The organism is Streptomyces sp. NPDC107517, assembly GCF_055582645.1.
In genome coordinates this window covers 132,743-155,175 of record NZ_JBVJPM010000004.1, presented here as the reverse complement: position 1 = coordinate 155,175, position 22,433 = coordinate 132,743, and the positions used below count along the sequence as shown (strand labels likewise).

Below are 22,433 nucleotides of genomic sequence, written 5' to 3'. Positions count from 1 at the left end.
AAGACGTGCCGTACGGCACAGTCGAGGGACTCTTGACGCCGCACCCCCCTGAAAATATCTTTCAAATGTGACCACCAACGTGAAGGAAATTTTCGCAGGCGACGCGCCGCCCGCACCGGCCGCCCTCGCGGCCAAGGTGCGGACCCTCGCGCCGTCGATGACCCGCTCCATGCAGCGGGTCGCCGAGGCCGTCGCCGGTGACCCGGCCGGCTGCGCGGCCCTCACGGTCACCGGCCTGGCCGAGCTCACCGGCACCAGCGAGGCGACGGTGGTCCGTACCGCCCGCCTCCTCGGCTACCCCGGATACCGGGACCTGCGCCTCGCCCTCGCCGGGCTCGCCGCCCAGCAGCAGTCGGGCCGTGCCCCCGCCGTCACCGCGGACATAGCGGTCGACGACCCCATCGCCGACGTCGTCGCGAAGCTCGCGTACGACGAGCAGCAGACCCTCGCCGACACCGCGGCCGGACTCGACACCGTACAGCTCGGCGCGGCCGTGAACGCGCTGGCGGGCGCCCGCCGCATCGACATCTACGGCATCGGCGCGTCCAGCCTCGTCGGCCAGGACCTCGCCCAGAAGCTCCTGCGCATCGGGCTGATCGCCCACGCCCACGGCGACACGCACCTGGCGATCACCAACGCCGTGCAGCTGCGCGCCAAGGACGTCGCCATCGCGATCACGCACTCGGGATCGACCGGCGACGTGATCGAGCCGCTCCGCGTCGCCTTCGAGCACGGGGCCGCCACGATCGCGATCACCGGCCGCCCCGACGGCCCGGTCTCGCAGTACGCCGACCACATACTGACCACGTCCACGGCCCGCGAGAGCGAGCTGCGGCCGGCCGCGATGTCGTCCCGCACGAGCCAGCTGCTCGTCGTGGACTGCCTGTTCGTGGGCGTCGCGCAGCGTACGTACGAGACGGCGGCCCCCGCCCTGTCCGCTTCGTACGAGGCGCTCGCACACCGTCACACGCCACGCGGCTCCCGCTAGGCGACGCACGCCCGCACTGCCCCTGAAGCCACTGCCGCACCGGACCCCACCGCCGCACCGGAAAGAGCCGCACACGTCATGACCTCCACGACCGACGCCGCCGACAACTACAGCGAACTGCGCGCCCAGCTCGCCACGCTCACCACCGAGGCGTTCCGCCCGGAACTCTCCGAGATCGACCAGCTGTCGACGGTGGAGATCGCGCAGATCATGAACGGCGAGGACGCGAGCGTCCCCACCGCCGTCGCCGAGCAGCTCCCGCAGATCGCCGCCGCGATCGACGGCACGGCCGAGCGGATGGCCCGTGGTGGCCGCCTCATCTACGCGGGCGCCGGCACGGCGGGCCGGCTCGGCGTTCTGGACGCGTCCGAGTGCCCGCCCACCTTCAACACCGACCCGAGCGAGGTCGTCGGCCTGATCGCGGGCGGCCCGAGCGCCATGATCAAGGCAGTCGAGGGCGCCGAGGACTCCAAGGAGCTCGCGGCGGAGGACCTGGACGCGCTGGGACTGACGGCGAACGACATCGTGGTCGGCATCTCGGCCTCGGGCCGCACCCCGTACGCGATCGGCGCGGTCGAGCACGCGCGCGGCCGGGGAGCCCTCACGATCGGCCTGTCCTGCAACGCGGACAGCGCGCTCGCGGCGGCCGCGGACCACGGCATCGAGGTGGTCGTCGGCCCCGAGCTGCTCACCGGTTCCACCCGGCTGAAGGCGGGCACGGCCCAGAAGCTCGTCCTCAACATGCTGTCGACGATCACCATGATCCGGCTCGGCAAGACGTACGGGAACCTGATGGTCGACGTACGCGCCTCGAACGAGAAGCTGCGCGCCCGCTCCCGCCGGATCGTCGCCCTGGCCACCGGCGCGGACGACGCCGCCATCGAGGCCGCGCTCGCCGCGACGGACGGGGAGGTGAAGAACGCCATCCTCGTGATCCTCGGCTCGGTCGACGGCCCGACGGCCGCCCGCCTCCTGACCGACAGCAAGGGGCATCTGCGCGCCGCGCTCCAGGCCTCGGCCACGACCCCGTAATCCCCCAGTCCCGTTTGCTCCACCCCCCACGCACAGCAAGGCACCACGACCATGGCTGACTCCAAGAACCGCGCCATCGCCGCCGCGATCCTTCCTCTCGTCGGCGGCGCATCGAACGTCACGTCCGTAGCCCACTGCATGACCCGGCTCCGCCTCGGCCTCGCCGACCGTGCCCTCGTCGACGAGAACGCGCTGAAGGCGCTGCCCGACGTCATGGGCGTGGTCGACGACGAGACGTACCAGATCGTCCTCGGACCGGGAAAGGTCGCCCGGGTCACCCCGGAGTTCGAGGAGCTGGTGCAGGACGGCACGCCGGCCGCACCGGAGCCGCACGCGGTGACCGCTGACGAACTCGCCGCCCAGGGCGCCGAGTTGAAGGCGGCCCGTAAGGCGAAGAACGCCACCCCGTTCAAGCTGTTCCTGCGCCGGATCGCGAACATCTTCGTGCCGCTGATCCCCGCGCTGATCGGCTGCGGCATCATCGCCGGCATCAACGGCCTGCTGATCAACCTGCACTGGCTGCCGGGCGTCACCCCCGCCCTGGCCGCCATCGCCTCCGGCTTCATGGCGCTGATCGCGGTGTTCGTCGGCTACAACACGGCGAAGGAGTTCGGCGGTACGCCGATCCTGGGCGGCGCGGTCGCGGCGATCATCGTGTACGCGGGCGTCGCGAACATCGAGGCGTTCGGCCAGAAGCTCTCGCCCGGGCAGGGCGGCGTGCTGGGCGCGCTGGGCGCCGCGGTTCTCGCGACGTACATCGAGAAGTGGTGCAGGAAGTGGGTCCCGGAGGCCGTGGACGTGCTGGTCACGCCCACCCTCACGGTCCTGGTCTCCGGCCTGGTCACGATCTTCGGCCTGATGTACGTGGCGGGTGAGGTCTCCACGGGCATCGGCACCGCGGCGAACTGGCTCCTCGACAACACGGGCGCGTTCGCGGGCCTCGTCCTCGGCGGGCTCTTCCTCCCCCTGGTCATGCTGGGTCTGCACCAGGCCCTCATCCCCATCCACACCACGCTCATCGAGCAGCAGGGCTACACCGTCCTCCTCCCCGTCCTGGCGATGGCGGGCGCGGGCCAGGTCGGCTGCGCGATCGCGGTCTTCAAGCGCCTCAAGCACAACAAGTCGATCCGTACGACGATCAAGTCCGCGCTCCCCGCAGGCTTCCTCGGCGTCGGCGAGCCCCTGATCTACGGCGTCTCGCTCCCGCTCGGCCGCCCGTTCATCACGGCGTGCGTGGGCGGCGCGGCGGGCGGCGCGTTCGTCGGCTTCTTCTCGATGATCGGCGACAAGGTCGGCTCGACGGCGATCGGTCCCTCGGGCTGGGCCCTGTTCCCCCTCCTCGACGGCAACAAGGGCCTCGGCACGACGGCCGCGATCTACGGCGCGGGCCTCCTGGTCGGCTACATCGTGGGCTTCGTGGCCACGTACTTCTTCGGCTTCAGCAAGCAGATGCTGGTGGAGCTGAACACGGAGGCGCCCGCGGACTCCCTGGTGGCGGCGGGCTCCCCCGCCCCGGTCACGGAGCCGTCCGCGGCCCAGAAGTCCCAGGTCCAGGAGCCGGCGAAGGCGTGACCGCCAGGACCGCAACGTGTGGCTGAGCCGGCGGCGCACCGCCGGCTCAGCCGCGTAAGCCCGCCGTGCCGACACCGATCGGCCGGGAGCTGCCCATCTCCCTGCCGAGGGCCGGGTCAGGCGGATCTACGAGGACATCCTGACGCGGCACATCGCGCAGCACGGACAGGGTCCGGAAGACGCCCTCACCGTCACGCTCGCCTCCGACCCGCCCGAATCCACGATCTGGTACGGCGGCACCGAGGACGCCGACTTCTCGGTCAGGGCCCGCGGCACCGACACCGCCTTCTGCCTGCACGTGCATGCGGTGCAGCGGCCGAAGGCGACGGGGTACGACGCCGTGGACTTCACCGTCGACGACGGGACCTGCCCTGGCGAGACCACTGGGGCGCCCTGACGTCGCCCGGCGCTCCACATGCGCCCGCGCGCACACTCGCGCATTCTGAATCTATGGCTGAGAGCACGTTCTCGAAGATTTCCTGGACCGAGTTCCGTCCCGACCAGCGGCGGCTGACCACCGGTGCCGTACTGACCGGCGCCGGGATGCTGGTCGCCGCGGCCGGTGCCGGCCTGCTCGTCTTCGAGCTGGTCCGCGCGGGCCGCACCTGGACCAGCAGCTGGGAGGTGCCACCCGGCGAGCTCGCCGCCCGGACCCTCCACCAGGCGCAGACCGCCGCCCTGGCCGGGCGCGACGCGTGGCGCACCTACGAGGAGCAGGCCGTCTGACAACACGACGTCGGCCCCCGGGACCAGATGGTCCCGGGGGCCGACGGAGATGTACTACCGATCCGTCAGGATCAGAAGTCCATGTCACCGCCCGGCATGCCGCCCGGAGCGCCGCCCGCGGCGGCCTTCTCCGGCTTGTCGGCGATGACGGCCTCGGTGGTGAGGAACAGCGCGGCGATGGACGCGGCGTTCTGCAGCGCGGAACGCGTGACCTTCGCCGGGTCGAGGATGCCCTCGGCGATCATGTCGACGTACTCACCCGTGGCGGCGTTCAGACCGTGGCCGACGGCCAGGTTGCGCACCTTCTCCACGACGACGCCACCCTCGAGACCACCGTTGACGGCGATCTGCTTGAGCGGGGCCTCCAGCGCGAGCTTCACGGCGTTGGCGCCGGTCGCCTCGTCACCGTCGAGCTCGAGCTTGTCGAAGACCGCGGAGGCCTGGAGCAGGGCCACGCCGCCACCGGCGACGATGCCCTCCTCGACGGCCGCCTTCGCGTTGCGAACGGCGTCCTCGATGCGGTGCTTGCGCTCCTTGAGCTCGACCTCGGTCGCGGCACCGGCCTTGATGACTGCGACGCCACCAGCCAGCTTCGCGAGCCGCTCCTGCAGCTTCTCGCGGTCGTAGTCGCTGTCCGAGTTCTCGATCTCGGCACGGATCTGGTTGACGCGACCCTGGACCTGGTCGCTGTCACCGGCGCCGTCGACGATCGTCGTCTCGTCCTTGGTGATGACGACCTTGCGGGCGCGGCCGAGCAGGTCGAGACCGGCGTTCTCCAGCTTGAGGCCGACCTCCTCGGAGATGACGGTGCCACCGGTGAGGATGGCGATGTCGCCGAGCATGGCCTTGCGGCGGTCACCGAAGCCCGGGGCCTTGACGGCGACGGACTTGAAGGTGCCACGGATCTTGTTGACGACCAGGGTCGACAGGGCCTCGCCCTCGACGTCCTCGGCGATGATCAGCAGCGGCTTGCCGGACTGCATGACCTTCTCGAGCAGCGGAAGGAGGTCCTTCACGTTGCCGATCTTGGAGTTGACGATGAGGATGTACGGGTCGTCGAGCGACGCCTCCATACGCTCCATGTCGGTGGCGAAGTACGCCGAGATGTAGCCCTTGTCGAAGCGCATACCCTCGGTGAGCTCAAGCTCCAGCCCGAAGGTCTGGGACTCCTCGACGGTGATGACGCCTTCCTTGCCGACCTTGTCCATGGCCTCGGCGATGAGCTCGCCGATCTGGGTGTCGGCGGCGGAGATGGAGGCCGTGGAAGCGATCTGCTCCTTGGTCTCGACATCCTTGGCCTGCTCGAGCAGGGCGGCGGAGACGGCCTCGACGGCCTTCTCGATGCCGCGCTTGAGGGCCATCGGGTTGGCGCCGGCCGCGACGTTGCGCAGGCCTTCCTTGACGAGCGCCTGGGCGAGGACGGTCGCGGTCGTCGTGCCGTCACCGGCGACGTCGTCCGTCTTCTTCGCGACCTCCTTGACCAGCTCGGCGCCGATCTTCTCGTACGGGTCCTCGAGCTCGATCTCCTTGGCGATGGACACACCATCGTTGGTGATCGTGGGGGCGCCCCACTTCTTCTCGAGGACGACGTTGCGACCCTTGGGGCCCAGGGTCACCTTGACGGCGTCGGCGAGCTGGTTCATGCCGCGCTCGAGGCCGCGCCGTGCCTCCTCGTCGAACGCGATGATCTTGGCCATGTGAAGTGGTCCTCCCGGACGGGGTGGAAACGCAAACGGACCGTGCTGGTGCCCGCGACGGACGGCCTGCGTGCCGTGTGGTTCCTTGCCCCACCCGGCCTGCGAGCCTCACCGACCCGATCCAAGTTCTGTCACTCTCACCTTCAGAGTGCTAACGCAATGATTAGCACTCGGCCTAGGAGAGTGCAAGCGCCTCCGGCAGACGCGCGGTCCCCGCGGGCGGCGTGCGCGGGGTGTGCGCGCACGCACGAGAGGCCCGCACCCCTCGCGGGGTACGGGCCTCTCGGCGTGAGTGTGTCGGTGGCCGATCGCGCCGAGATCAGACGGCGAGCTTGACCATGTCCGCCTGCGGACCCTTCTGGCCCTGCGAGATCTCGAATTCGACTCGCTGACCCTCTTCAAGGGTGCGGTATCCGTCCATCTGGATGGCGCTGTAGTGGACGAATACATCCGCACCACCGTCGACCGCGATGAAGCCGTACCCCTTCTCCGCGTTGAACCACTTGACGGTGCCCTGAGCCATGACTAACTCCCCTATTACTGGCCCTTGCACAGGCCCGCACTTCGCGGACCCGGGTCAGACCTCACCCCCCATTGATTGGAGGTGTGCGCCGGAACGCGTCGACCGCGGCTGAATGTATCTGCCCAACTGCCGTCTGCAACAGGTCAATCGGACGAGAAATCTGGGCACGGCAGAGCGGTAAAAAGCGGCGGACCCATTGGATTCCGGGGCAACTCGGGCCCGACAAATGCCACGAACACCCGATAAGGGCTGGGCACTTTGGCTGCTTCTTGTCGGACCGGGGCCGACTTCATATATGCGCTCGGCACAAGCGCGAAGCGCGGTTCCCAACTCTACCGCGCTCAACCCTGCAGAATTGCCCCCTCCGCTTCTCTCGCGGAGGGGGCAATTCAGGTAACTCTGTGTGGCCTCGTCAGGCCGGGCGATCAGCCGCCGGCCCTGTGCTCGACGGTCAGCCTCCGGCGACGGCCGGGATGATCGAGACGCCCGCGCCTGCCGGCGTCGCCGTCTCGAGGCCCTGCTCGAAGCGCACGTCGTCGTCGTTGACGTACACGTTGACGAAGCGGCGCAGCTTGCCCTGGTCGTCCAGGACGCGGGCCGCGATGCCCGTGTGGTTCTTCTCCAGGTCGGCGATGACCTCGGAGAGGGTGGCGCCCTCGGCGGCGACCTCGGCCTGACCGCCGGTGTAGGTGCGCAGGATGGTGGGGATGCGGACGTTGACGCTCATGTCGGGCTGCAGCCTTTCCGTGCGGGTGTCGCGGGGATTCGCGGGTCTTCGCGGGGTCTTCAGTGGGCGAGGCCCGCGTCGCGGAACGCGTCCAGGCTCGGGCGGATGGTGGCGGTCGCCTGGGACGTCTCGGCGACCGCGTCGAGGGTCTTGAGGCCGTCGCCGGTGTTGAGGACGACGGTGGTGAGCGCCGGGTCGATCAGGCCGGCCTCGATCAGCTTCTTCGTCACGCCGACCGTCACACCGCCCGCGGTCTCCGCGAAGATGCCCTCGGTCTGCGCCAGGAGCTTGATCGCCTCGACGACCTGCTCGTCGTTGACGTCCTCCACGGCGCCACCGGTGCGGCGGGCGATGTCGAGCACGTACGGGCCGTCGGCGGGGTTGCCGATGGCGAGCGACTTGGCGATCGTGTTCGGCTTCTGGGGCCGCACGACGTCGTGGCCGCCCTTGTAGGCGACGGACACCGGCGAGCAGCCCTCGGCCTGGGCGCCGAAGAGCTTGTACGGCTTGTCCTCGACGAGGCCGAGCTTGATCAGCTCCTGGAGGCCCTTGTCGATCTTCGTGAACTGGGAGCCGGACGCGATCGGGATGACCAGCTGGTCCGGGAGCCGCCAGCCGAGCTGCTCGCAGATCTCGAACGCCAGGGTCTTGGAGCCCTCGCCGTAGTACGGGCGCAGGTTGACGTTGACGAAGCCCCAGCCCTCGCCGAGCGGGTCGCCGATGAGCTCGGAGCAGAAGCGGTTGACGTCGTCGTAGTTGCCCTCGATGCCGACGAGTTCGCCGCCGTAGACCGCGGCCATGACGACCTTGCCCTGCTCCAGGTCGTGCGGGATGAACACGCAGGAGCGGAAGCCGGCGCGGGCCGCGGCGGCGCCGACGGCGCCGGCGAGGTTGCCGGTGGAGGAGCAGGACAGCGTGGTGAAGCCGAAGGCGCGGGCGGCCTCGATGGCCTGGGCGACGACGCGGTCCTTGAAGGAGTGCGTGGGGTTGCCGGAGTCGTCCTTGACGAACAACTTGCCCTGCTCGACGCCGAGTTCACGGGCGAGGTTGTCGGCCTTGACGAGCTTGGTCCAGCCGGGGTTCAGGTTCGGCTTCTCGGCGACGTCGGCCGGGACGGGCAGGAGAGGGGCGTAGCGCCAGATGTTGGCCGGTCCGGCCTCGATCTCCTTGCGCAGCGACTCGGGGTCGCCCGTCGGCAGGTCGTAGGAGACTTCGAGCGGCCCGAAACACTCGGCACAGGCGAAGATCGGTCCGAGCGGGAAGCTGGTGCCGCACTCGCGGCAGGAAAGCGCCGAGGCGGGTCCCAGATCAACGGAAGTGGTGGTGGCGACAGTCTGCGCAGCCATGATGGCGAGGCCCTTTCTCCTCATCTTCCTCGCGGCGCATCTCGCCACGAGACGGAATTGGCACCTTCCCCACCTGGACCTCGGCAAGGTCGGCGGGAGGGTTGCCGGGACTTCAACGGGCCGTATCCCTCTGTCCCTCTGGATGAGCGCTATTCGGTTGTTGATCTGGCACTTGATCACTCAAGCGCGGCGGCGACCCCGACATGCGATGGTCACCGGCGTTGTTCAAGACTGTAACCGAAGGCCTGGACGCTTGAGATAGTCGTCCGAACCGCGAGATGGATCACAGTTCGTGATCAGACAGTTCAGACAGTGAGGAGCCGCGCACCGTGCTGGAAGAAGTAGAGCGCTGGCTGAGCAGACGCTCCTGGTCGGTGACCGACCGCCCGCTCCCTCAGCTGATCGCCGCGAAGCGTGCCTCGGGCACCTCGGTGAGCGTGGTGCTGCCCGCGCTGAACGAGGAGGAGACGGTCGGCGAGATCGTCGCCGAGATCCGGCGCGCACTGATGACGGAGCGGGTGCCGCTGGTCGACGAGCTGGTGGTGATCGACTCGGGCTCGACGGACCGCACGGCCGAGGTCGCGCGGGCCGCCGGGGCGCGGGTCGTGCACCGGGACGCGATCCTGCCGAGGATCCCGGCCGTGCCCGGCAAGGGCGAGGTGCTGTGGCGCTCGCTGCTCGTGACGGGCGGCGACATCGTCTGTTTCGTCGACGCGGATCTGAAGGAGTTCTCCGCGGACTTCGTCTCGGGGATCGTGGGCCCGCTGCTCACGGATCCCGGCGTGGACTTCGTGAAGGCGATGTACGATCGCCCGCTCGGGTCCGCCGCGGGCCAGGGCGGCCGGGTCACGGAGCTGGTGGCGCGCCCGGTCCTGAATCTGCACTGGCCGCTCCTTGCGGGGTTCGTGCAGCCGCTCGGCGGCGAGTACGCGGCCCGCCGGTCGCTCCTGGAGCGCCTGCCGTTCCCGGTCGGTTACGGGGTTGAGCTGGGCCTTCTCGTCGACGCGCTGCACACGGTGGGCCTGGACGCGCTCGGGCAGGTCGACGTCGGCGTGCGCAAGCACCGGCACCAGGACGGGCAGGCGCTCGGGCGGATGGCCGCGGCGATCTACCGCACCGCGCAGCTGCGGCTCGCGCGCGGGCACCTCGTACGTCCCGTGCTCACCCAGTTCGAGCGCGGGGAACAGGGATTCGAGCCGCGCACGCACGACGTGGACACCGAGGAACGCCCCCCGATGACCGAAATCACCGAGTACGCGGAGCGCCGCGTGGCGTAGCCGAGGGTGATCGTATGTTTTGCCTACATTGCCCTTTATGTGGCTCAGACAAGTTTCGGGTGGGCGACGGCTGCGCGCAGCCGCGACCCGCACCGCCGGGGCGCTCGTCGCCACGGCCACCGCGCTGACGGCGCTCGGCGCCGCGACCCCCGCCTCGGCCGACGTGGTCACCCCGTTCACCAAGCGCTACGACGCAGCGCTGTACGGCGACTTCGTGACCATCGGCAACACCGTCATGGGCTGTCCGGCCGCGCCGGCCGGACCGGCGGCGCGCTGCGCGGCCGCCGTCGGCGGCCGGGGCGGCGACAACAACGACACGTTCGTGATGCAGCGCGTCAACACGGCCGGTACGACGGCCGGTTACGGCTCTAGCACCGGCCGGGTGACGATCCCACCGGGCGCGAAAGTGGCGTACGCCCGCCTGTTCTTCGGCGGCAGCGACGGCACGTACAAGAGCCCGAGCGGCGCGCAGCTCGCGCGGTGCGACATCTCCGGCGCCGATGTGGAGCCCTCGCCGAGCGCCCCTCTCGCCGCCATGCCCGTGCTCGCCGTGAACGGCAGGGCCGCGGCGAAGGTCTCCACCGAGGACCTGGTCCGGGACCCGGCGGCCACGGGCGGTCCGCACTACTACACGGGCGAGGCCGACGTCACGCGCATGTTCGCCGGCGTCACCGGCACCGGCGCACCCGTCCCCGTCGCGGTCGGCGGCATCTGGGCGCCCAACGGCAAGGGCTGCGTGGCCGGCTGGTCGATCACCGTCGTCTACAAGTACGACGCCCCGGACTCCACGTACGCCCCGGGCCGGCGCAAGGTGTACGTCTACGGCGGGCACGTCCTCCAGCGCCCCGCCTCGCCCGCGACCACGATCCGCGTGAACGGCTTCCACCGCGCGGGCACCGGCAAGGTGCGGGCGGGCGTCACCGCCTACGAGGGCGACTGGAACACGCCGGGCGACCGGTTCCTGGTCGACGGCAGGAACGTCATTGAGGCCCGCACCGGCAACACCGACAGCTTCTTCGTCAGCAAGGACGACGGCGCCGTCGCTCCGAAGACGGTCAACAACCTGAGCATCGACGCGAAGAAGTTCGACCTCCCCGACGGGACCGTCCCGCCGGGCGCCACCTCCACCGCGCTGACGTTCACCACCAGGGGCGACACCTACGTCCCCTCGGCGCTCGCCCTGTCCGTCCCGGTCCCCGACCTGGAGGTCACCAAGACGGCGAGCCCGAAGGCGGCCGGCCCCGGCGACACCGTCACCTACACGGTGAAGGCGAAGAACATCAGCTCGCTCGACTACCCGGACGCCAGGTTCAGCGACGACCTGACCGGCAGCCTCGACGACGCGACGTACAACGGCGACGTGCGCACGGACCTCGGGAACGTGTCGTACACCGCGCCGAGGATCGGCTACACCGGCGACATCCCGGCCGGGAAGACCGCCACCATCACGTACTCGGTGAAGGTCCACGCCCCGGTCCCTGGCGACGGGATGCTGACCGGCGCCGTCGAGGTGCAGTCTCCGCGCTCCAACTGCGGGGCCGGGAGCACCGACCCGCGCTGCGGGCCCGCCCCCGGCATCGAGAAGCCGCAGTCCCCGGCGCCGCCCGCCCTGCGCATCACGAACGTGCCGGAGCGGGCCGCCGTGCCGCCCTGCGAGGAGACCGGGAACACCATCACGATCGCCGACTTCTCGGCCAGGAACCGCACCGGCGCCGTCGTCGAGTGGCCCGTGACGGCCGGCTCGGCCCCGGTCGCCTCCACCGGGACCGTCACGAGGCGGGGGTCCGTCTACGTCTGGAAGGGTGACGTCGCCACCCACGGCAAGGTCGTCATCACGCAACGTGTGAAGGCGTCCTGCACGACGGGCGAGACCACCGTGATCACCGTGAGGGCGGACGTGCCGCGCACCAACTGCCCGACGGCCCGGGGCACCGAGGGCGATCCGTGCACGTCGGTCATCACGGCCAGGCGGCAGCAGGGCCGCCCGGGCCCGCCGCCGGATTCGCACGGGTCGCACCGGCCTGCGGACGGCTCGGAGCTGGCCACGACCGGCGGCTCGCACACGCTCCTGTACGGCGGTCTCGCGGCGGCCCTGTGGGGGCTCGGCGTCCTCGCGGTGGCGGCGGCGCGCAGCCGGCGTTACTGACGCGCAGGGGCAGGTGTCAGGACAGGCGAACGGCGGATCGTATACGGCCGGGCTCCCACGGAGTCCGGCCGTACGTTTGAGCGTTTACGGGCCGGGCTACGTTTGCCCGTATGGCTTCAGCGTCTTCTAGGCAGAGTGCACAGATCCTCGTCGCTTCCAACCGCGGTCCGGTCTCGTACGAGCTCGGGGCCGACGGGACACTCGACGCGCGGCGCGGCGGGGGCGGGCTCGTCTCCGGGCTCTCCGCGATCGGGCAGGACCCGGACGGCGCGAGCGCGGTGTGGGTGTGCGCGGCCCTCGGCGAAGGCGACCGCGAGGCGGTCCGGCGTGGCGTCGGAGAGCCGGGCGTGCGGATGCTCGACATCGACCCCGCGGTGTACGCCGACGCGTACAACGGCATCGCGAACTCGGTCCTCTGGTTCGTCCACCACCTGCTGTACCAGACGCCTCTCGAGCCGGTCTTCGGGCCCGAGTTCCGTGCGCGGTGGGCGTCGTACGAGGCCTACAACCGGGCGTTCGCCGAGGCGCTGGCCGCGGAGGCCGGGCCTGGCGCGGCGGTCCTCGTGCAGGACTACCACCTGGCGCTCGTGCCGGGGATGCTGCGCGAACTGCGCGACGACCTGCGCATCGGGCACTTCTCGCACACCCCGTGGGCGCCGGTCGACTACTTCCGGATGCTGCCGGACGACATCGCGGGGCAGCTGCTGCGGGGGATGCTGGGCGCGGACCGGCTGGGATTCCTGACGCGGCGCTGGGCGGACACGTTCACGGCGTGCTGCGAGGCCGTGGTGGGCGGCACGTCCGGTACGGAGATCGGGGTGCACGGCCTCGGCGCGGACGCGGACTTCCTGCGGGAGCGCTCACGCCGCCCCGACGTCGAGGAGCGGCTGGCCGCGCTGCGGGAGCAGATCGGCGGCCCGGACCGCAAGGTGATCGTCCGCGTGGACCGCACGGAGCTGTCGAAGAACATCGTGCGCGGCCTGCGCGCGTACGAGCTCCTCCTCGACGAGCGCCCCGAGTGGCGCGAGCGGGTCGTGCACGTCGCCTTCGCCTACCCGTCACGGCAGGACCTGGCGGTCTACCGGGAGTACACCGACGAGGTGTCCCGGGTCGCCGAGGAGATCAACTCCCGCTTCGGTACGGAGAGCTGGACCCCGGTCGTCCTCCATGTGAAGGACGACTTCGCGCGCTCCCTGGCCGCGTACCGGCTGGCCGACGTGGCGCTGGTCAACCCGATCAGGGACGGCATGAACCTCGTCGCCAAGGAGGTCCCGGTCGTCTCCGACGAGGGGTGCGCGCTGGTCCTGTCGCGGGAGGCGGGGGCGTACGAGGAACTGGGCGAGGACGCGCTCGTGGTGAACCCGTACGACGTGTCGGCGACGGCCGAGGCGCTGCACGCGGCGCTGGTCATGGGCGGCGGGGAGCGCGGCGAGCGCGCGAAGCGGCTCGCCGCCGCCGCGACCGCACTGCCGCCCGCCCAGTGGTTCCTCGACCAGCTGAACGCGCTGCGGGCGCTGGGGAGCTAGGGCCTCTCGTCCGGATCGGGCCGGTCTCGCGCTCGATCCGGACGAAGGACCCTAGGGCCTGCTGATCGCGCGGGCCAGGTCCGACATGAGTCCCACCACTCCCTGCGGCCCGTCCACCACGACGTCCGCCCGTTCGGCCAGTTCCGTGACCTCCGAGCTGCCGCTGCACACCAGAAGGCCGGGTACCCCGTCCATGCGGAGCTTGTCGACGGCGGCGAACGCGGGCAGGTCGCCGAGGTCGTCGCCCCCGTAGAGCACCGACGTCGCGCCCACCTCGCGTACGTACGTCGTGAGCGCCGCGCCCTTGTCCATGCCGGGCGGGCGCAGTTCCAGGACGAGGCGGCCGGGCTCGACGATCAGGCCGTGGCGGGCCGCGAGGTCGGACAGGGGCGCGCGCAGCGCCTCGAACGCCGCCTGCGGGTCGCCCGCGCGGCGTGTGTGGACGGCGACGGCACGGCCCTTCTCCTCCACCCAGGTGCCGCGCCAGGCCCCCACGGACTCCAGGACTCCGGGCAGTTCGGCGCGGACGGCCGCGACGCCGGGGTGCGGGGCGGGGGCGTGGACGGTGCCGGTGACGGCGTCCCAGCGCTCGGCGCCGTAGTGGCCGAGCACCACGAGGTGTTCGAGGCCGGGGACGCCCGCGAAACCGCCGTGGCGCACGGCGACGCCCGCGGGGCGGCCGGTGATCACGGCGACGGAGGCGACCCGGGGGGCCAGCGCGGCGAGCGCGCGGACAGCGTCCGGGTGCGCCCGGGCCTGTTCGGGGTCGGGCACGATCGGCGCGAGCGTGCCGTCGAAGTCGAGCGCGATCACGGCCCGCGCGGGGTCCGAGAGGAGTGCGTCGAGGCCGTCACGCCCGGCGGAGGTCACAGGCGACGGCAGGTCGTGCTGCTGTGGGCTGCCCATGCGCCGAGCCTATCCGCGGGAGACGGACCGTACTCCCGATGCGCGGGCCGGGTCAGCGCTCCTCTCGGCGGGCCTCCCGTATGCGGCGCAGCCGGTTGACCGTGACCGGGTCGTGGGCGAGGGCCCTCGGGTCGTCGAGGAGCGCGTTGAGGAGCTGGTAGTAGCGCACCGGTGCGAGAGCCAGCTCCTCGCGCACGGCGCGCTCCTTGGCCCCGGCCGACGCCCACCCGCGCCGCTCCAGGGCGAGAACGCCCTGCTCACGGGGGGACAGGCCGACGGGCGGCGCGTCCTCGACGTTCTCGGTGTTCTCGGCGTTCTCGGTGTTCTCGGCTTCCTCGGCGGACGGATCAGGCTCTGCGTACGGCGGTTCGCTCACGGCAGCGACGCTACTCCGCGTTCTCCGCCGCGTCGGCCGCCCGCTCCAGCCGGCCGAGGGTGGCACCCGGGTTGCCGTTGGGGCCGACGGTCGAGCCGATCTCGCGCTTGACGCCGGCGCTGACCTGGGCCCAGGACGTCTTGCCGACGGGGTAGAGCTCCGAGTTCTGCAGTGCGCCGAGGAACTTCCAGAGCTTCTGGTCGCGCTTGTCGTCGGCCATCGTGTCCGACGCGGAGTTGGTGACCGGCAGGAGGTCGTACTCGCGGGAGAAGTCGAGGACGTTCTTCTCGCTGTAGACGTAGTCGAGGAACTTGCCGACCTGGTCCTTGTGGCCGTTCTGCCGGAACGCCATCATCCAGTCGGCGACGCCCATGGTCGACCGGGCCGTGCCGTTGATGCCGGGCATCGGCACCGTGCCGAACTTCACGCCCTTCCTGGTGGCCATCTGCATCAGCGTCGGATGCCCGTTGAGCATGCCGACGTCACCGCGCGTGAAGGCCGCGAAGGCCTGCGCGCGGTCGAGCTTGGCGGGCGGCGTCGGACCGGTGAGCCCCTGGCCGACCAGGTCGTTCTTCAGCCACTCGAAGGTCTTGACGTTCTGCGGGGAGTCGAGGCTGTAGGTGCCGACGTCGTCGGTGTACCCGGAGCCGCCGCTCAGCATCCACATCATGGTCTCGGCCTGCGCCTCTTCGGGACCCAGCGGCAGCGCGTAGGGGATCTTCACGCCGCGCGCCTTGAGGGCCTTGGCATCGGCCTGGAGCTGGGCCCAGGTCTGCGGCGGGGTCAGACCGGCCTTGTCGAAGAGGGTCTTGTTGTAGAACAGCAGCCGCGTGGAGGACGCGAAGGGCATGCCGTACTGGACGCGGGAGACCTCGCCGGCGGCGGCGAGCTGCGGCAGGAAGTCGGACTGCACGGGGATGGAGAGCAGGTCGTTCGCGCTGTAGAGCTTGCCGCTCGCGGCGTAGTCGGAGTACGCGCCGATCTGCGCCATGTCGGGCGCGTGTCCGTCCGCGACCATCTTCTTGACCTTGGCGTCGACGTCGTTCCAGGAGTAGACGCTGACGTCGACCTTGATGCCGGGGTTCTTCTTCTCGAAGGCGGCGGCCAGCTTGTCCCAGTACTTCTGGGAGCTGTTCGCCGCGGAGTCGCCGTAGTCGGCGGCCACCAGCTTCAGGGTCACGTCGTCGGAGCCAGGACCCCCACAGGCGGCCAGCGTCGCCGCCATGCCGAGCGCGGCCGCTGCCGCCGTCAGACCTGTCATGCGCCGCTGCACAGCCGGTTTCCCACCCTCTTGAAGTCTCTCGTCCAGATTTCGGACCCGGATTGTTCACGAGGCCCGGCCATAAGGTCTACACCACACGGGTTCCACCCCCGCAACGGGCCTTCGCCGGGAAAGCGGAAACGCGCCATCCGCACACCTCGACGCAAGATCCGTGCAAGTGGACTAGACCTCTCGCGGGTCAAGGCGCGAGACTGTCTCCGTGAGACACGTCATCGCCCTCGATGTGGGCGGCACCGGAATGAAGGCCGCCCTGGTCGGGGCCGACGGCACCCTGCTCCACCAGGCGCGGCGCGCCACCGGCCGCGAGCGCGGGCCCGACGCGGTCGTCGAGACGATACTCGGCTTCGCCGCCGACCTGCGCGCGTACGGCGAGGAGCACCTCGGGGAGCCGGCCGCCGCGGCCGGCGTCGCGGTGCCCGGCATCGTCGACGACGAGCACGGCATCGCCCTGTACGCGTCGAACCTCGGCTGGCGCGACGTGCCGATGCGCAGGCTGCTGAGCGAGCGGCTCGACGGCATCCCCGTCGCCCTCGGCCACGACGTGCGCACCGGCGGCCTCGGTGAGGGGCGGCTCGGCGCGGGCAAGGGCGCGGACCGCTTCCTGTTCGTGCCGCTGGGCACGGGCATCGCGGGCGCCATCGGCATCGGTGGCCGCATCGAACCCGGCGCGCACGGCTCGGCCGGGGAGATCGGCCACATCGTCGTACGCCCCGGCGGCACGGACTGCAGCTGCGGGCAGCGCGGCTGCCTGGAGCGCTACGCCTCCGCGTCGGCGGTCTCGCTCGCCTGGGCCGAGGCCACCGGCGACCCGGAGGCGGACGCCGCGGACTGCGCCAAGGCCGTCGAGTCCGGGGACCCGAGGGCGCGGCAGGTCTGGCTGGAGGCCGTGAACGCGCTCGCCGACGGGCTCGTCACTGCGCTCACTCTGCTGGACCCGCGCACCCTGATCATCGGTGGCGGCCTGGCCGAGGCGGGGGAAACCTTGTTCACACCACTGCGGGCCGCCGTCGAGGAACGCGTGACGTTCCAGAAGCCGCCCACGATCGTCCCGGCGGCCCTCGGGGACACCGCCGGCTGCCTGGGCGCGGGCCTGCTCGCCTGGGACCTGCTCGCCCAGTCCACCGATTCCACGGAGGTAGTCGCCTGATGGCCGCTCTGAATGTTCTCTCCGGCGCCCGCGTCGTCCTGCCGGCCGGCGTCGTCGAGAACGGACGCGTGATCGTGGACGGCGCGAGGATCGCCGGCAGCGCGCCGGCCGACGCCCCCGCCACCGATCTGACCGGCCACTGGGTCGTGCCCGGCTTCGTCGACATGCACAACCACGGCGGAGGCGGAGCCTCCTTCACCTCGGGATCGATCGACGACATCCTCAAGGGCGTCCGCACGCACCGCCTGCACGGCACCACGACGGTCGTCGCGTCCTTCGTCACCGGTGCCGCGGACTTCCTCACCCAGCGCGCGGGCCTGCTGTCCGAGCTGGCCGAGCAGGGCGAGATCGCGGGCATCCACTTCGAGGGCCCGTTCATCTCCCCGTGCCGCAAGGGCGCCCATGACGAGACGCTCCTGCGCGACCCCGACCCGGCCGAGGTCCGCAAGCTGCTCGACGCGGCGCGCGGCCAGGCCAAGATGCTCACCCTCGCCCCCGAACTCCCCGGCGGCATCGACTCCGTACGCCTCCTCGCCGAGCACGGCGTGATCGCCGCGATCGGCCACACCGACGCCACGTACGAGCAGACCGTCGAGGCCATAGGCGCGGGCGCCACCGTCGCCACGCACCTCTACAACGCGATGCCGGCCATAGGCCACCGCGCCCCGGGCCCCGTCTCGGCGCTCCTGGAGGACGAGCGGATCACCGTCGAGCTCATCAACGACGGCACGCATCTGCACCCGGCCGCCCTGGAGCTGGCGTTCCATCATGTGGGCGGCGGGCGCGTCGCGTTCATCACCGACGCCATGGACGCGGCGGGCTTCGGCGACGGCCGCTACATGCTCGGCACCCTGGAGGTCGAGGTGAAGGACAGCGTCGCGCGGCTCGTCGAGGGCAACTCCATCGCCGGTTCGACGCTCACCCTGGACCGCGCGTTCAAGCGCGCCGCCACCATCGACAAGCTGCCCGTCGAGGACATCGTCCGCGCGATCTCCGCCAACCCGGCCCGCCTGCTCGGCGTGGACGACAGGGTGGGCTCGCTGGAGCCCGGCATGGACGCCGACCTCGTCGTCCTGGACGAGGACTTCGACCTCAAGGGCGTCATGCGCAAGGGCCGGTGGATCGTGGAACCCCAGCTCGCGTGAGGTCTGGGCCTACCGCCCGGTCTTTGGCATGATCAGGCCGCGTTACTGAAGGTAGTCCCGAACTGAGGGGTGGGCTGAGGTCTCGTGATCCTCACGGTCACACTGAACGCCGCGCTCGACATCACGTACGACGTGGCGGCGCTGCGCCCGCACGCGTCGCACCGCGTCACCGAGGTCACCGAACGCCCCGGCGGCAAGGGCCTCAATGTCGCGCGCGTGCTCGCCGCGCTCGGCCACGACGTGACCGTCACCGGCTTCGCGGGCGGCGGCACCGGCCGCGCCCTCAGGGAACAGCTCCAGGACTCCCCCGGCATCCGGGACGCGCTCGTCCCGGTCTCGGGCGCCACCCGCCGCACCATCGCGGTCGTCGACGGCGCGTCAGGCGACACGACCCAGCTCAACGAGCCGGGCCCGCTCGTCGCCCCCGCCGAGTGGTCCGCGTTCACCAAGGCCTACGAGGAGCTCCTCGGGTCCGCGTCCGCGGTGGCCCTGTGCGGCAGCCTCCCGCCGGGCGTCCCCGTCGGCGCGTACGCCCAGCTGGTCCGCGCGGCCCGCGCCGCGTCCGTGCCCGTGCTGCTCGACTCGTCCGGGGAACCCCTGCGCCGGGGGCTTGCGGCCCGCCCCGACGTCATCAAGCCGAACTCCGACGAGCTCGCCGAACTCACCGGCTCCCACGAGCCGCTGCGCGCCACCCGCGACGCCCGCCGCCGCGGCGCGCACTCCGTGGTCGCCTCACTCGGCCCGGAGGGCCTCCTCGCGGTCACCCCGGACGGCAGCTGGCGCGCTCCGGCCCCGGACCGGGTGAAGGGCAACCCGACGGGCGCCGGCGACTCGGCGGTCGCGGGCCTGCTCTCGGGTTACGTGGAAGACCTGCCGTGGCCGGACCGTCTGGCCCGCGCGGTCGCCCTGTCCGCGGCGACGGTACTGGCCCCGGTGGCCGGGGAGTTCGACCGCGCGGCCTACGAGGAACTGCTCGGCCGGGTCGCGGTGACGCAACAGACGACGACAGCGGCCTAGGGCACGCCCCAGGCCGCTGTCGGCAAGCCTCTGTCGGTCAGCCGTTGGTGCCCTTGACCAGCCACATCTGGTCGAAGTTGGCGTCGCACTGGTTGCCCTGCTCGCACGAGATCGTGATCGCGTTCGTGCCCTTGCTGAGCTGGACGACGGACCAGGTGTTGGTCCACCCCTTCTCCCAGTCGCCTTCCTTGGCACTGGAGAAGTTCTTCATGTTCAGCGGACGGGTCTGCGCCTTGCCGTTGACCGTGATGGTCGCGTTGGCGTCCTTGCCGGGCACGCCGTAGTTGACGCGCAGGCTGTACGCGCCGTCCTTCGGGATGCCGTTGACCGTCCAGGTGAGCTTGGCACCCACCTGGTTGAAGCCGGCCACATAGGTGCCGCCGTCGGCCTTGGCGCCCGAGACGTCCGACGCGGTGACCGTGCCGCCCTCGAGCTTCAGCGCCTTGGCGTCCGTCTTCGGGAGTTCGACCGGCTTGTCGGCCTTCTTGGAGGCCGTCTCGCTCGGCTGGACCGACTGGGAGCCGCCGGACGGCTGCCCGCCCGCGTCGCCGCCCTTCGCGTCGTCGTTCGAGTCGCCGCCGAGGACCGCGACGCCGATGCCGACGACCACGGCCGCCACGACGGCGAGCGCGCCGATGAGGAGGCCCTTGGTGTTGGGCCCGCGTCCACGGCCGCCGCCGTGCTGCGTGGGCGTCACCGTGGTCGGCGCGCCACCGGGCAGCGTCTCGGGAGCCGAGTAGTGCGCGTTCGGCTGGCCGTAGGCCTGGGGCTGCTGCTGCGGGGGCGCCTGCCCGTACGCGGCGGTCGGCGCCTGCTGCGGCTGCTGCCCGTACTGGCGCTCACCGACCGGCCGGACCTGGTGGTAGGACCGGGGACCCGGGTAGCCGTAGCCGCCGCCCCCGCTGGGCGGTGTCGCCCCGGCCGCCTGCCCGTCGGCGTACAGATAGCCGAACGGATCGTCGTCCCCGGGCGTGCCCTCGCCGTTGTCAGCGGGCGCCATCCCTGATCACTCCCTACGTATCGCTTACCGGGCGAGCGTACCCGGTGGGAGTGGTCCGAAGGGGTGGCGTTGACCTCACCGATACCTGCGGAAAGAGATCATCCGGCCCGTCGGTGCTGCTTGGCACGCGACCGTTTCTCGATGTACATCCGCTGGTCAGCGGATTTCAACACCTCGTCGGCCGTCATCCCGCAGTGGGCCCAGCCGATACCGAAACTCGCGCCCACACGAACCGCTCTACCGTCGACCCGGATGGGTGGAATGATCGCGTTCCGCAGACGGACGGCGAGGTCCTCCGCGTCGGCCCGGCCGAGCCCGTCGGCGAGCACGACGAACTCGTCGCCGCCGAGCCTCGCGACGGTGTCCCCGTCACGGACACCACTGGTCAGACGCCGTGCGACCTCGATCAGGACGGCGTCTCCGGTGTGGTGCCCGAACCGGTCGTTGATCGACTTGAAACCGTCCAGGTCGCAGAAGAGGACCGCCAGACCCTTCGTGCCGTCGTCGGTGTCCCCCTCGGGCGCGTCGATGTGGACGTGGTGATCGAAGCCGTAGTCGTCGTAGATCCCGCCGGAGGGCCCGGACCCGTCGTTCTGCTGTCCGGCAGCGGCCCCCGCGAAGTCGAATCCGTGCCCGTTCGTGTCGTACGGGCCGCGGGCGCGGTCCCCGTACGCCGCGTCCAGGGAGTCCACGGCGCTCTGCTCGGGCAGCTGCGGGCGGCGGCACAGGCGGGCCGAGAGGCGGGAGCGCAGCTCCGCCGAGTTCGGCAGGCCGGTGAGGGAGTCGTGGGACGCGCGATGCGCTAGGTGCAGCTCGCGGCGCTTGCGCTCCTCGATGTCCTCTACGTGGGTGAGCAGGAAGCGCGGCCCGTCGGCGGCGTCGGCCACCACCGAGTTCCTCAGGGACACCCACACATAGGTGCCGTCACGCCGTCCGAGGCGCAGCTCGGCGCGGCCGCCCTCGGCGGAGGTGCGCAGCAGCGTGCCGATGTCCTCGGGGTGGACGAGGTCGGAGAAGGAGTAGCGGCGCATGGCGGACGCCGGGCGGCTGAGCAGCCGGCACAGGGCGTCGTTCGTGCGCAGGAGCCGCCCGTGCTGGTCGCCGCCCATCTCGGCGATGGCCATGCCGCTGGGGGCGTACTCGAAGGCCTGGCGGAAGGACTCCTCGCTGGCGCGCAGGGCCTGCTGTTCGCGTTCGAGCCGGACGAGGGCGCGCTGCATGTTGGCGCGCAACCGTGCGTTGCTGATGGCGATGGCGGCCTGGAAGGCGTACATCTGCAGGGCCTCGCGGCCCCAGGCGCCGGGGCGCCTGCCGTTGCGCGGGCGGTCGGCGGAGATCACGCCGAGGAGTTCGCCGCCGGAGCTGCCGGTGGCGTACATCGGGGCGAAGAGGCGGTCCGCGGGGTGCCACTCGTCCTCGAAGCGGGGCGGCGGCCCGTCGGTGAACCACTGCGGTACGTCGTCCTCGTCGAGGACCCAGCCCTCGGTGTGCGGGATGAACCGCAGGTCGCCCCAGGCCTCACCCATGGACAGGCGGCGGTCCCAGGAGGCGCGGGAGCCGACCCGGCCGGTGATGAGGGCTTCGGCGGAGGAGTCGCCGGAGAAGGCGGCGACGACGAGGTCACCGTCGGGGCGTACGAGATTGACGCAGGCCAGCTCGAATCCGAGGCCGTTCACCACTCCGTCGGAGACCGTCTGCAGGGTGTCGGCCAGGCTGCGGGCGGTGTTCATGTCCGCCATCACCTGGTGAAGCTGCCGCAGGGTCGCAAGACGGACGTACGGCTCCGACTCGGTCTCCATGCTCAGCTCTCCCCGAGACCTCGACAGCACTCCAGAATTCTGATCGCCGATTCCGCACGTGCGTATGCACGCTCTTGTTGCAGTGTCTCCGCCACTGAATCACAGCGAGCTGTCCACTCGGTACACAGGGTCAACAAAATATGGCTCCTGTGACTCAAGTCACAGGAGGAGATGAAGGGTTGAGGGGCGCTCCGGCGCGCG

Annotated in this window: 19 protein-coding genes and 1 riboswitch; of the genes, 10 read left to right on the top strand and 9 right to left on the bottom strand. The window is 71.0% G+C overall.

Going from position 1 to position 22,433, the window contains the following annotated elements; translation table 11 throughout:
• The first annotated feature begins 67 nt into the window (after positions 1 to 67).
• The 4 genes from ACZ67T_RS11600 to ACZ67T_RS11585 all read left to right on the top strand — a co-directional run bounded on the left by ACZ67T_RS11600 (position 68) and on the right by ACZ67T_RS11585 (position 4,318).
• Entirely contained in the window at positions 68 to 988 is a 921-nt protein-coding gene (locus ACZ67T_RS11600; protein WP_469983313.1) for a MurR/RpiR family transcriptional regulator, read from the top strand.
• Positions 989 to 1,066: 78 nt separating this feature from the next.
• Complete coding sequence (gene murQ, locus ACZ67T_RS11595; RefSeq protein WP_469983312.1) at positions 1,067 to 2,020, top strand: N-acetylmuramic acid 6-phosphate etherase; 954 nt, start codon at positions 1,067 to 1,069, stop codon at positions 2,018 to 2,020.
• A 51-nt stretch (positions 2,021 to 2,071) separates the two neighbouring features.
• Entirely contained in the window at positions 2,072 to 3,592 is a 1,521-nt protein-coding gene (locus ACZ67T_RS11590) for a PTS transporter subunit EIIC (protein WP_469983310.1), read from the top strand.
• A 450-nt stretch (positions 3,593 to 4,042) separates the two neighbouring features.
• On the top strand, positions 4,043 to 4,318 hold the full coding sequence (locus ACZ67T_RS11585; RefSeq protein ID WP_469983308.1) for a hypothetical protein: 276 nt from the start codon (positions 4,043 to 4,045) through the stop codon (positions 4,316 to 4,318).
• A gap of 71 nt (positions 4,319 to 4,389) precedes the next feature.
• Here ACZ67T_RS11585 and groL read toward each other — a convergent pair whose 3' ends face one another.
• The 4 genes from groL to thrC form a co-directional block, all read right to left on the bottom strand.
• Positions 4,390 to 6,015, bottom strand: coding sequence for a chaperonin GroEL (groL, locus tag ACZ67T_RS11580; RefSeq protein ID WP_469983306.1), 1,626 nt, complete (start codon positions 6,013 to 6,015; stop codon positions 4,390 to 4,392).
• A 319-nt stretch (positions 6,016 to 6,334) separates the two neighbouring features.
• Positions 6,335 to 6,538, bottom strand: a complete 204-nt coding sequence (locus ACZ67T_RS11575; RefSeq protein WP_005315736.1) for a cold-shock protein — start codon at positions 6,536 to 6,538, stop codon at positions 6,335 to 6,337.
• A gap of 451 nt (positions 6,539 to 6,989) precedes the next feature.
• Positions 6,990 to 7,265 (bottom strand): MoaD/ThiS family protein, encoded by a 276-nt coding sequence (locus ACZ67T_RS11570; protein ID WP_469983304.1) that lies wholly within the window; start codon positions 7,263 to 7,265, stop codon positions 6,990 to 6,992.
• 59 nt (positions 7,266 to 7,324) lie between these two features.
• Positions 7,325 to 8,635 carry a threonine synthase gene (gene thrC, locus ACZ67T_RS11565; protein ID WP_469983302.1) on the bottom strand — a complete coding sequence of 437 codons (1,311 nt, stop codon included), beginning with the start codon at positions 8,633 to 8,635 and terminating at the stop codon, positions 7,325 to 7,327.
• A riboswitch (SAM riboswitch) is annotated at positions 8,629 to 8,760 on the bottom strand. (Overlaps the previous gene by 7 nt.)
• Before the next feature lie 180 nt (positions 8,761 to 8,940).
• On the opposite strand from thrC, the gene ACZ67T_RS11560 reads away from it, so the two are divergent.
• From ACZ67T_RS11560 to ACZ67T_RS11550, 3 genes are all read left to right on the top strand, one after another.
• Entirely contained in the window at positions 8,941 to 9,888 is a 948-nt protein-coding gene (locus ACZ67T_RS11560) for a glucosyl-3-phosphoglycerate synthase (protein ID WP_469983300.1), read from the top strand.
• A gap of 37 nt (positions 9,889 to 9,925) precedes the next feature.
• Positions 9,926 to 12,034, top strand: a complete 2,109-nt coding sequence (locus ACZ67T_RS11555; protein WP_469983298.1) for a DUF7927 domain-containing protein — start codon at positions 9,926 to 9,928, stop codon at positions 12,032 to 12,034.
• A 110-nt stretch (positions 12,035 to 12,144) separates the two neighbouring features.
• On the top strand, positions 12,145 to 13,560 hold the full coding sequence (locus ACZ67T_RS11550; RefSeq protein WP_469983296.1) for an alpha,alpha-trehalose-phosphate synthase (UDP-forming): 1,416 nt from the start codon (positions 12,145 to 12,147) through the stop codon (positions 13,558 to 13,560).
• 51 nt (positions 13,561 to 13,611) lie between these two features.
• On the opposite strand, the gene otsB is transcribed toward ACZ67T_RS11550, so the two are convergent.
• From otsB to ACZ67T_RS11535, 3 genes are all read right to left on the bottom strand, one after another.
• Complete coding sequence (gene otsB, locus ACZ67T_RS11545) at positions 13,612 to 14,466, bottom strand: trehalose-phosphatase (protein ID WP_469983294.1); 855 nt, start codon at positions 14,464 to 14,466, stop codon at positions 13,612 to 13,614.
• A 52-nt stretch (positions 14,467 to 14,518) separates the two neighbouring features.
• Entirely contained in the window at positions 14,519 to 14,737 is a 219-nt protein-coding gene (locus ACZ67T_RS11540; RefSeq protein ID WP_469983769.1) for a DUF3263 domain-containing protein, read from the bottom strand.
• 115 nt (positions 14,738 to 14,852) lie between these two features.
• Positions 14,853 to 16,115, bottom strand: coding sequence for an ABC transporter substrate-binding protein (locus ACZ67T_RS11535; RefSeq protein ID WP_469983292.1), 1,263 nt, complete (start codon positions 16,113 to 16,115; stop codon positions 14,853 to 14,855).
• 208 nt (positions 16,116 to 16,323) lie between these two features.
• Here ACZ67T_RS11535 and ACZ67T_RS11530 point away from each other — a divergent pair, with 208 nt between their 5' ends.
• From ACZ67T_RS11530 to ACZ67T_RS11520, 3 genes are all read left to right on the top strand, one after another.
• On the top strand, positions 16,324 to 17,271 hold the full coding sequence (locus ACZ67T_RS11530) for an ROK family protein (RefSeq protein ID WP_469983290.1): 948 nt from the start codon (positions 16,324 to 16,326) through the stop codon (positions 17,269 to 17,271).
• On the top strand, positions 17,271 to 18,416 hold the full coding sequence (nagA, locus tag ACZ67T_RS11525; protein WP_469983288.1) for an N-acetylglucosamine-6-phosphate deacetylase: 1,146 nt from the start codon (positions 17,271 to 17,273) through the stop codon (positions 18,414 to 18,416). Before ACZ67T_RS11530 ends, nagA begins: the two co-directional genes overlap by 1 nt.
• An 84-nt stretch (positions 18,417 to 18,500) precedes the next feature.
• The gene (locus tag ACZ67T_RS11520) at positions 18,501 to 19,433 is read left to right on the top strand and encodes a 1-phosphofructokinase family hexose kinase (protein ID WP_469983286.1); all 933 of its coding nucleotides are present in this window, start codon (positions 18,501 to 18,503) and stop codon (positions 19,431 to 19,433) included.
• Between the two features lie 37 nt (positions 19,434 to 19,470).
• Here ACZ67T_RS11520 and ACZ67T_RS11515 read toward each other — a convergent pair whose 3' ends face one another.
• Together ACZ67T_RS11515 and cdgB are read right to left on the bottom strand one after the other, a co-directional pair.
• Complete coding sequence (locus ACZ67T_RS11515) at positions 19,471 to 20,433, bottom strand: carbohydrate-binding protein (protein WP_469983284.1); 963 nt, start codon at positions 20,431 to 20,433, stop codon at positions 19,471 to 19,473.
• 98 nt (positions 20,434 to 20,531) lie between these two features.
• Positions 20,532 to 22,232, bottom strand: coding sequence for a diguanylate cyclase CdgB (gene cdgB / locus ACZ67T_RS11510; protein WP_469983282.1), 1,701 nt, complete (start codon positions 22,230 to 22,232; stop codon positions 20,532 to 20,534).
• Positions 22,233 to 22,433 lie beyond the last annotated feature (201 nt).

Coding starts and splice junctions, on each gene's coding strand:
- murQ (WP_469983312.1), top strand. CDS start 1,067: ATGACCTCCACGACCGACGCCGCCGACAACTACAGCGAACTGCGCGCC.
- ACZ67T_RS11590 (WP_469983310.1), top strand. CDS start 2,072: ATGGCTGACTCCAAGAACCGCGCCATCGCCGCCGCGATCCTTCCTCTC.
- ACZ67T_RS11585 (WP_469983308.1), top strand. CDS start 4,043: ATGGCTGAGAGCACGTTCTCGAAGATTTCCTGGACCGAGTTCCGTCCC.
- groL (WP_469983306.1), bottom strand. CDS start 6,015: ATGGCCAAGATCATCGCGTTCGACGAGGAGGCACGGCGCGGCCTCGAG.
- ACZ67T_RS11575 (WP_005315736.1), bottom strand. CDS start 6,538: ATGGCTCAGGGCACCGTCAAGTGGTTCAACGCGGAGAAGGGGTACGGC.
- ACZ67T_RS11570 (WP_469983304.1), bottom strand. CDS start 7,265: ATGAGCGTCAACGTCCGCATCCCCACCATCCTGCGCACCTACACCGGC.
- thrC (WP_469983302.1), bottom strand. CDS start 8,635: ATGAGGAGAAAGGGCCTCGCCATCATGGCTGCGCAGACTGTCGCCACC.
- ACZ67T_RS11555 (WP_469983298.1), top strand. CDS start 9,926: ATGTGGCTCAGACAAGTTTCGGGTGGGCGACGGCTGCGCGCAGCCGCG.
- ACZ67T_RS11550 (WP_469983296.1), top strand. CDS start 12,145: ATGGCTTCAGCGTCTTCTAGGCAGAGTGCACAGATCCTCGTCGCTTCC.
- otsB (WP_469983294.1), bottom strand. CDS start 14,466: ATGGGCAGCCCACAGCAGCACGACCTGCCGTCGCCTGTGACCTCCGCC.
- nagA (WP_469983288.1), top strand. CDS start 17,271: ATGGCCGCTCTGAATGTTCTCTCCGGCGCCCGCGTCGTCCTGCCGGCC.
- ACZ67T_RS11515 (WP_469983284.1), bottom strand. CDS start 20,433: ATGGCGCCCGCTGACAACGGCGAGGGCACGCCCGGGGACGACGATCCG.
- cdgB (WP_469983282.1), bottom strand. CDS start 22,232: ATGGAGACCGAGTCGGAGCCGTACGTCCGTCTTGCGACCCTGCGGCAG.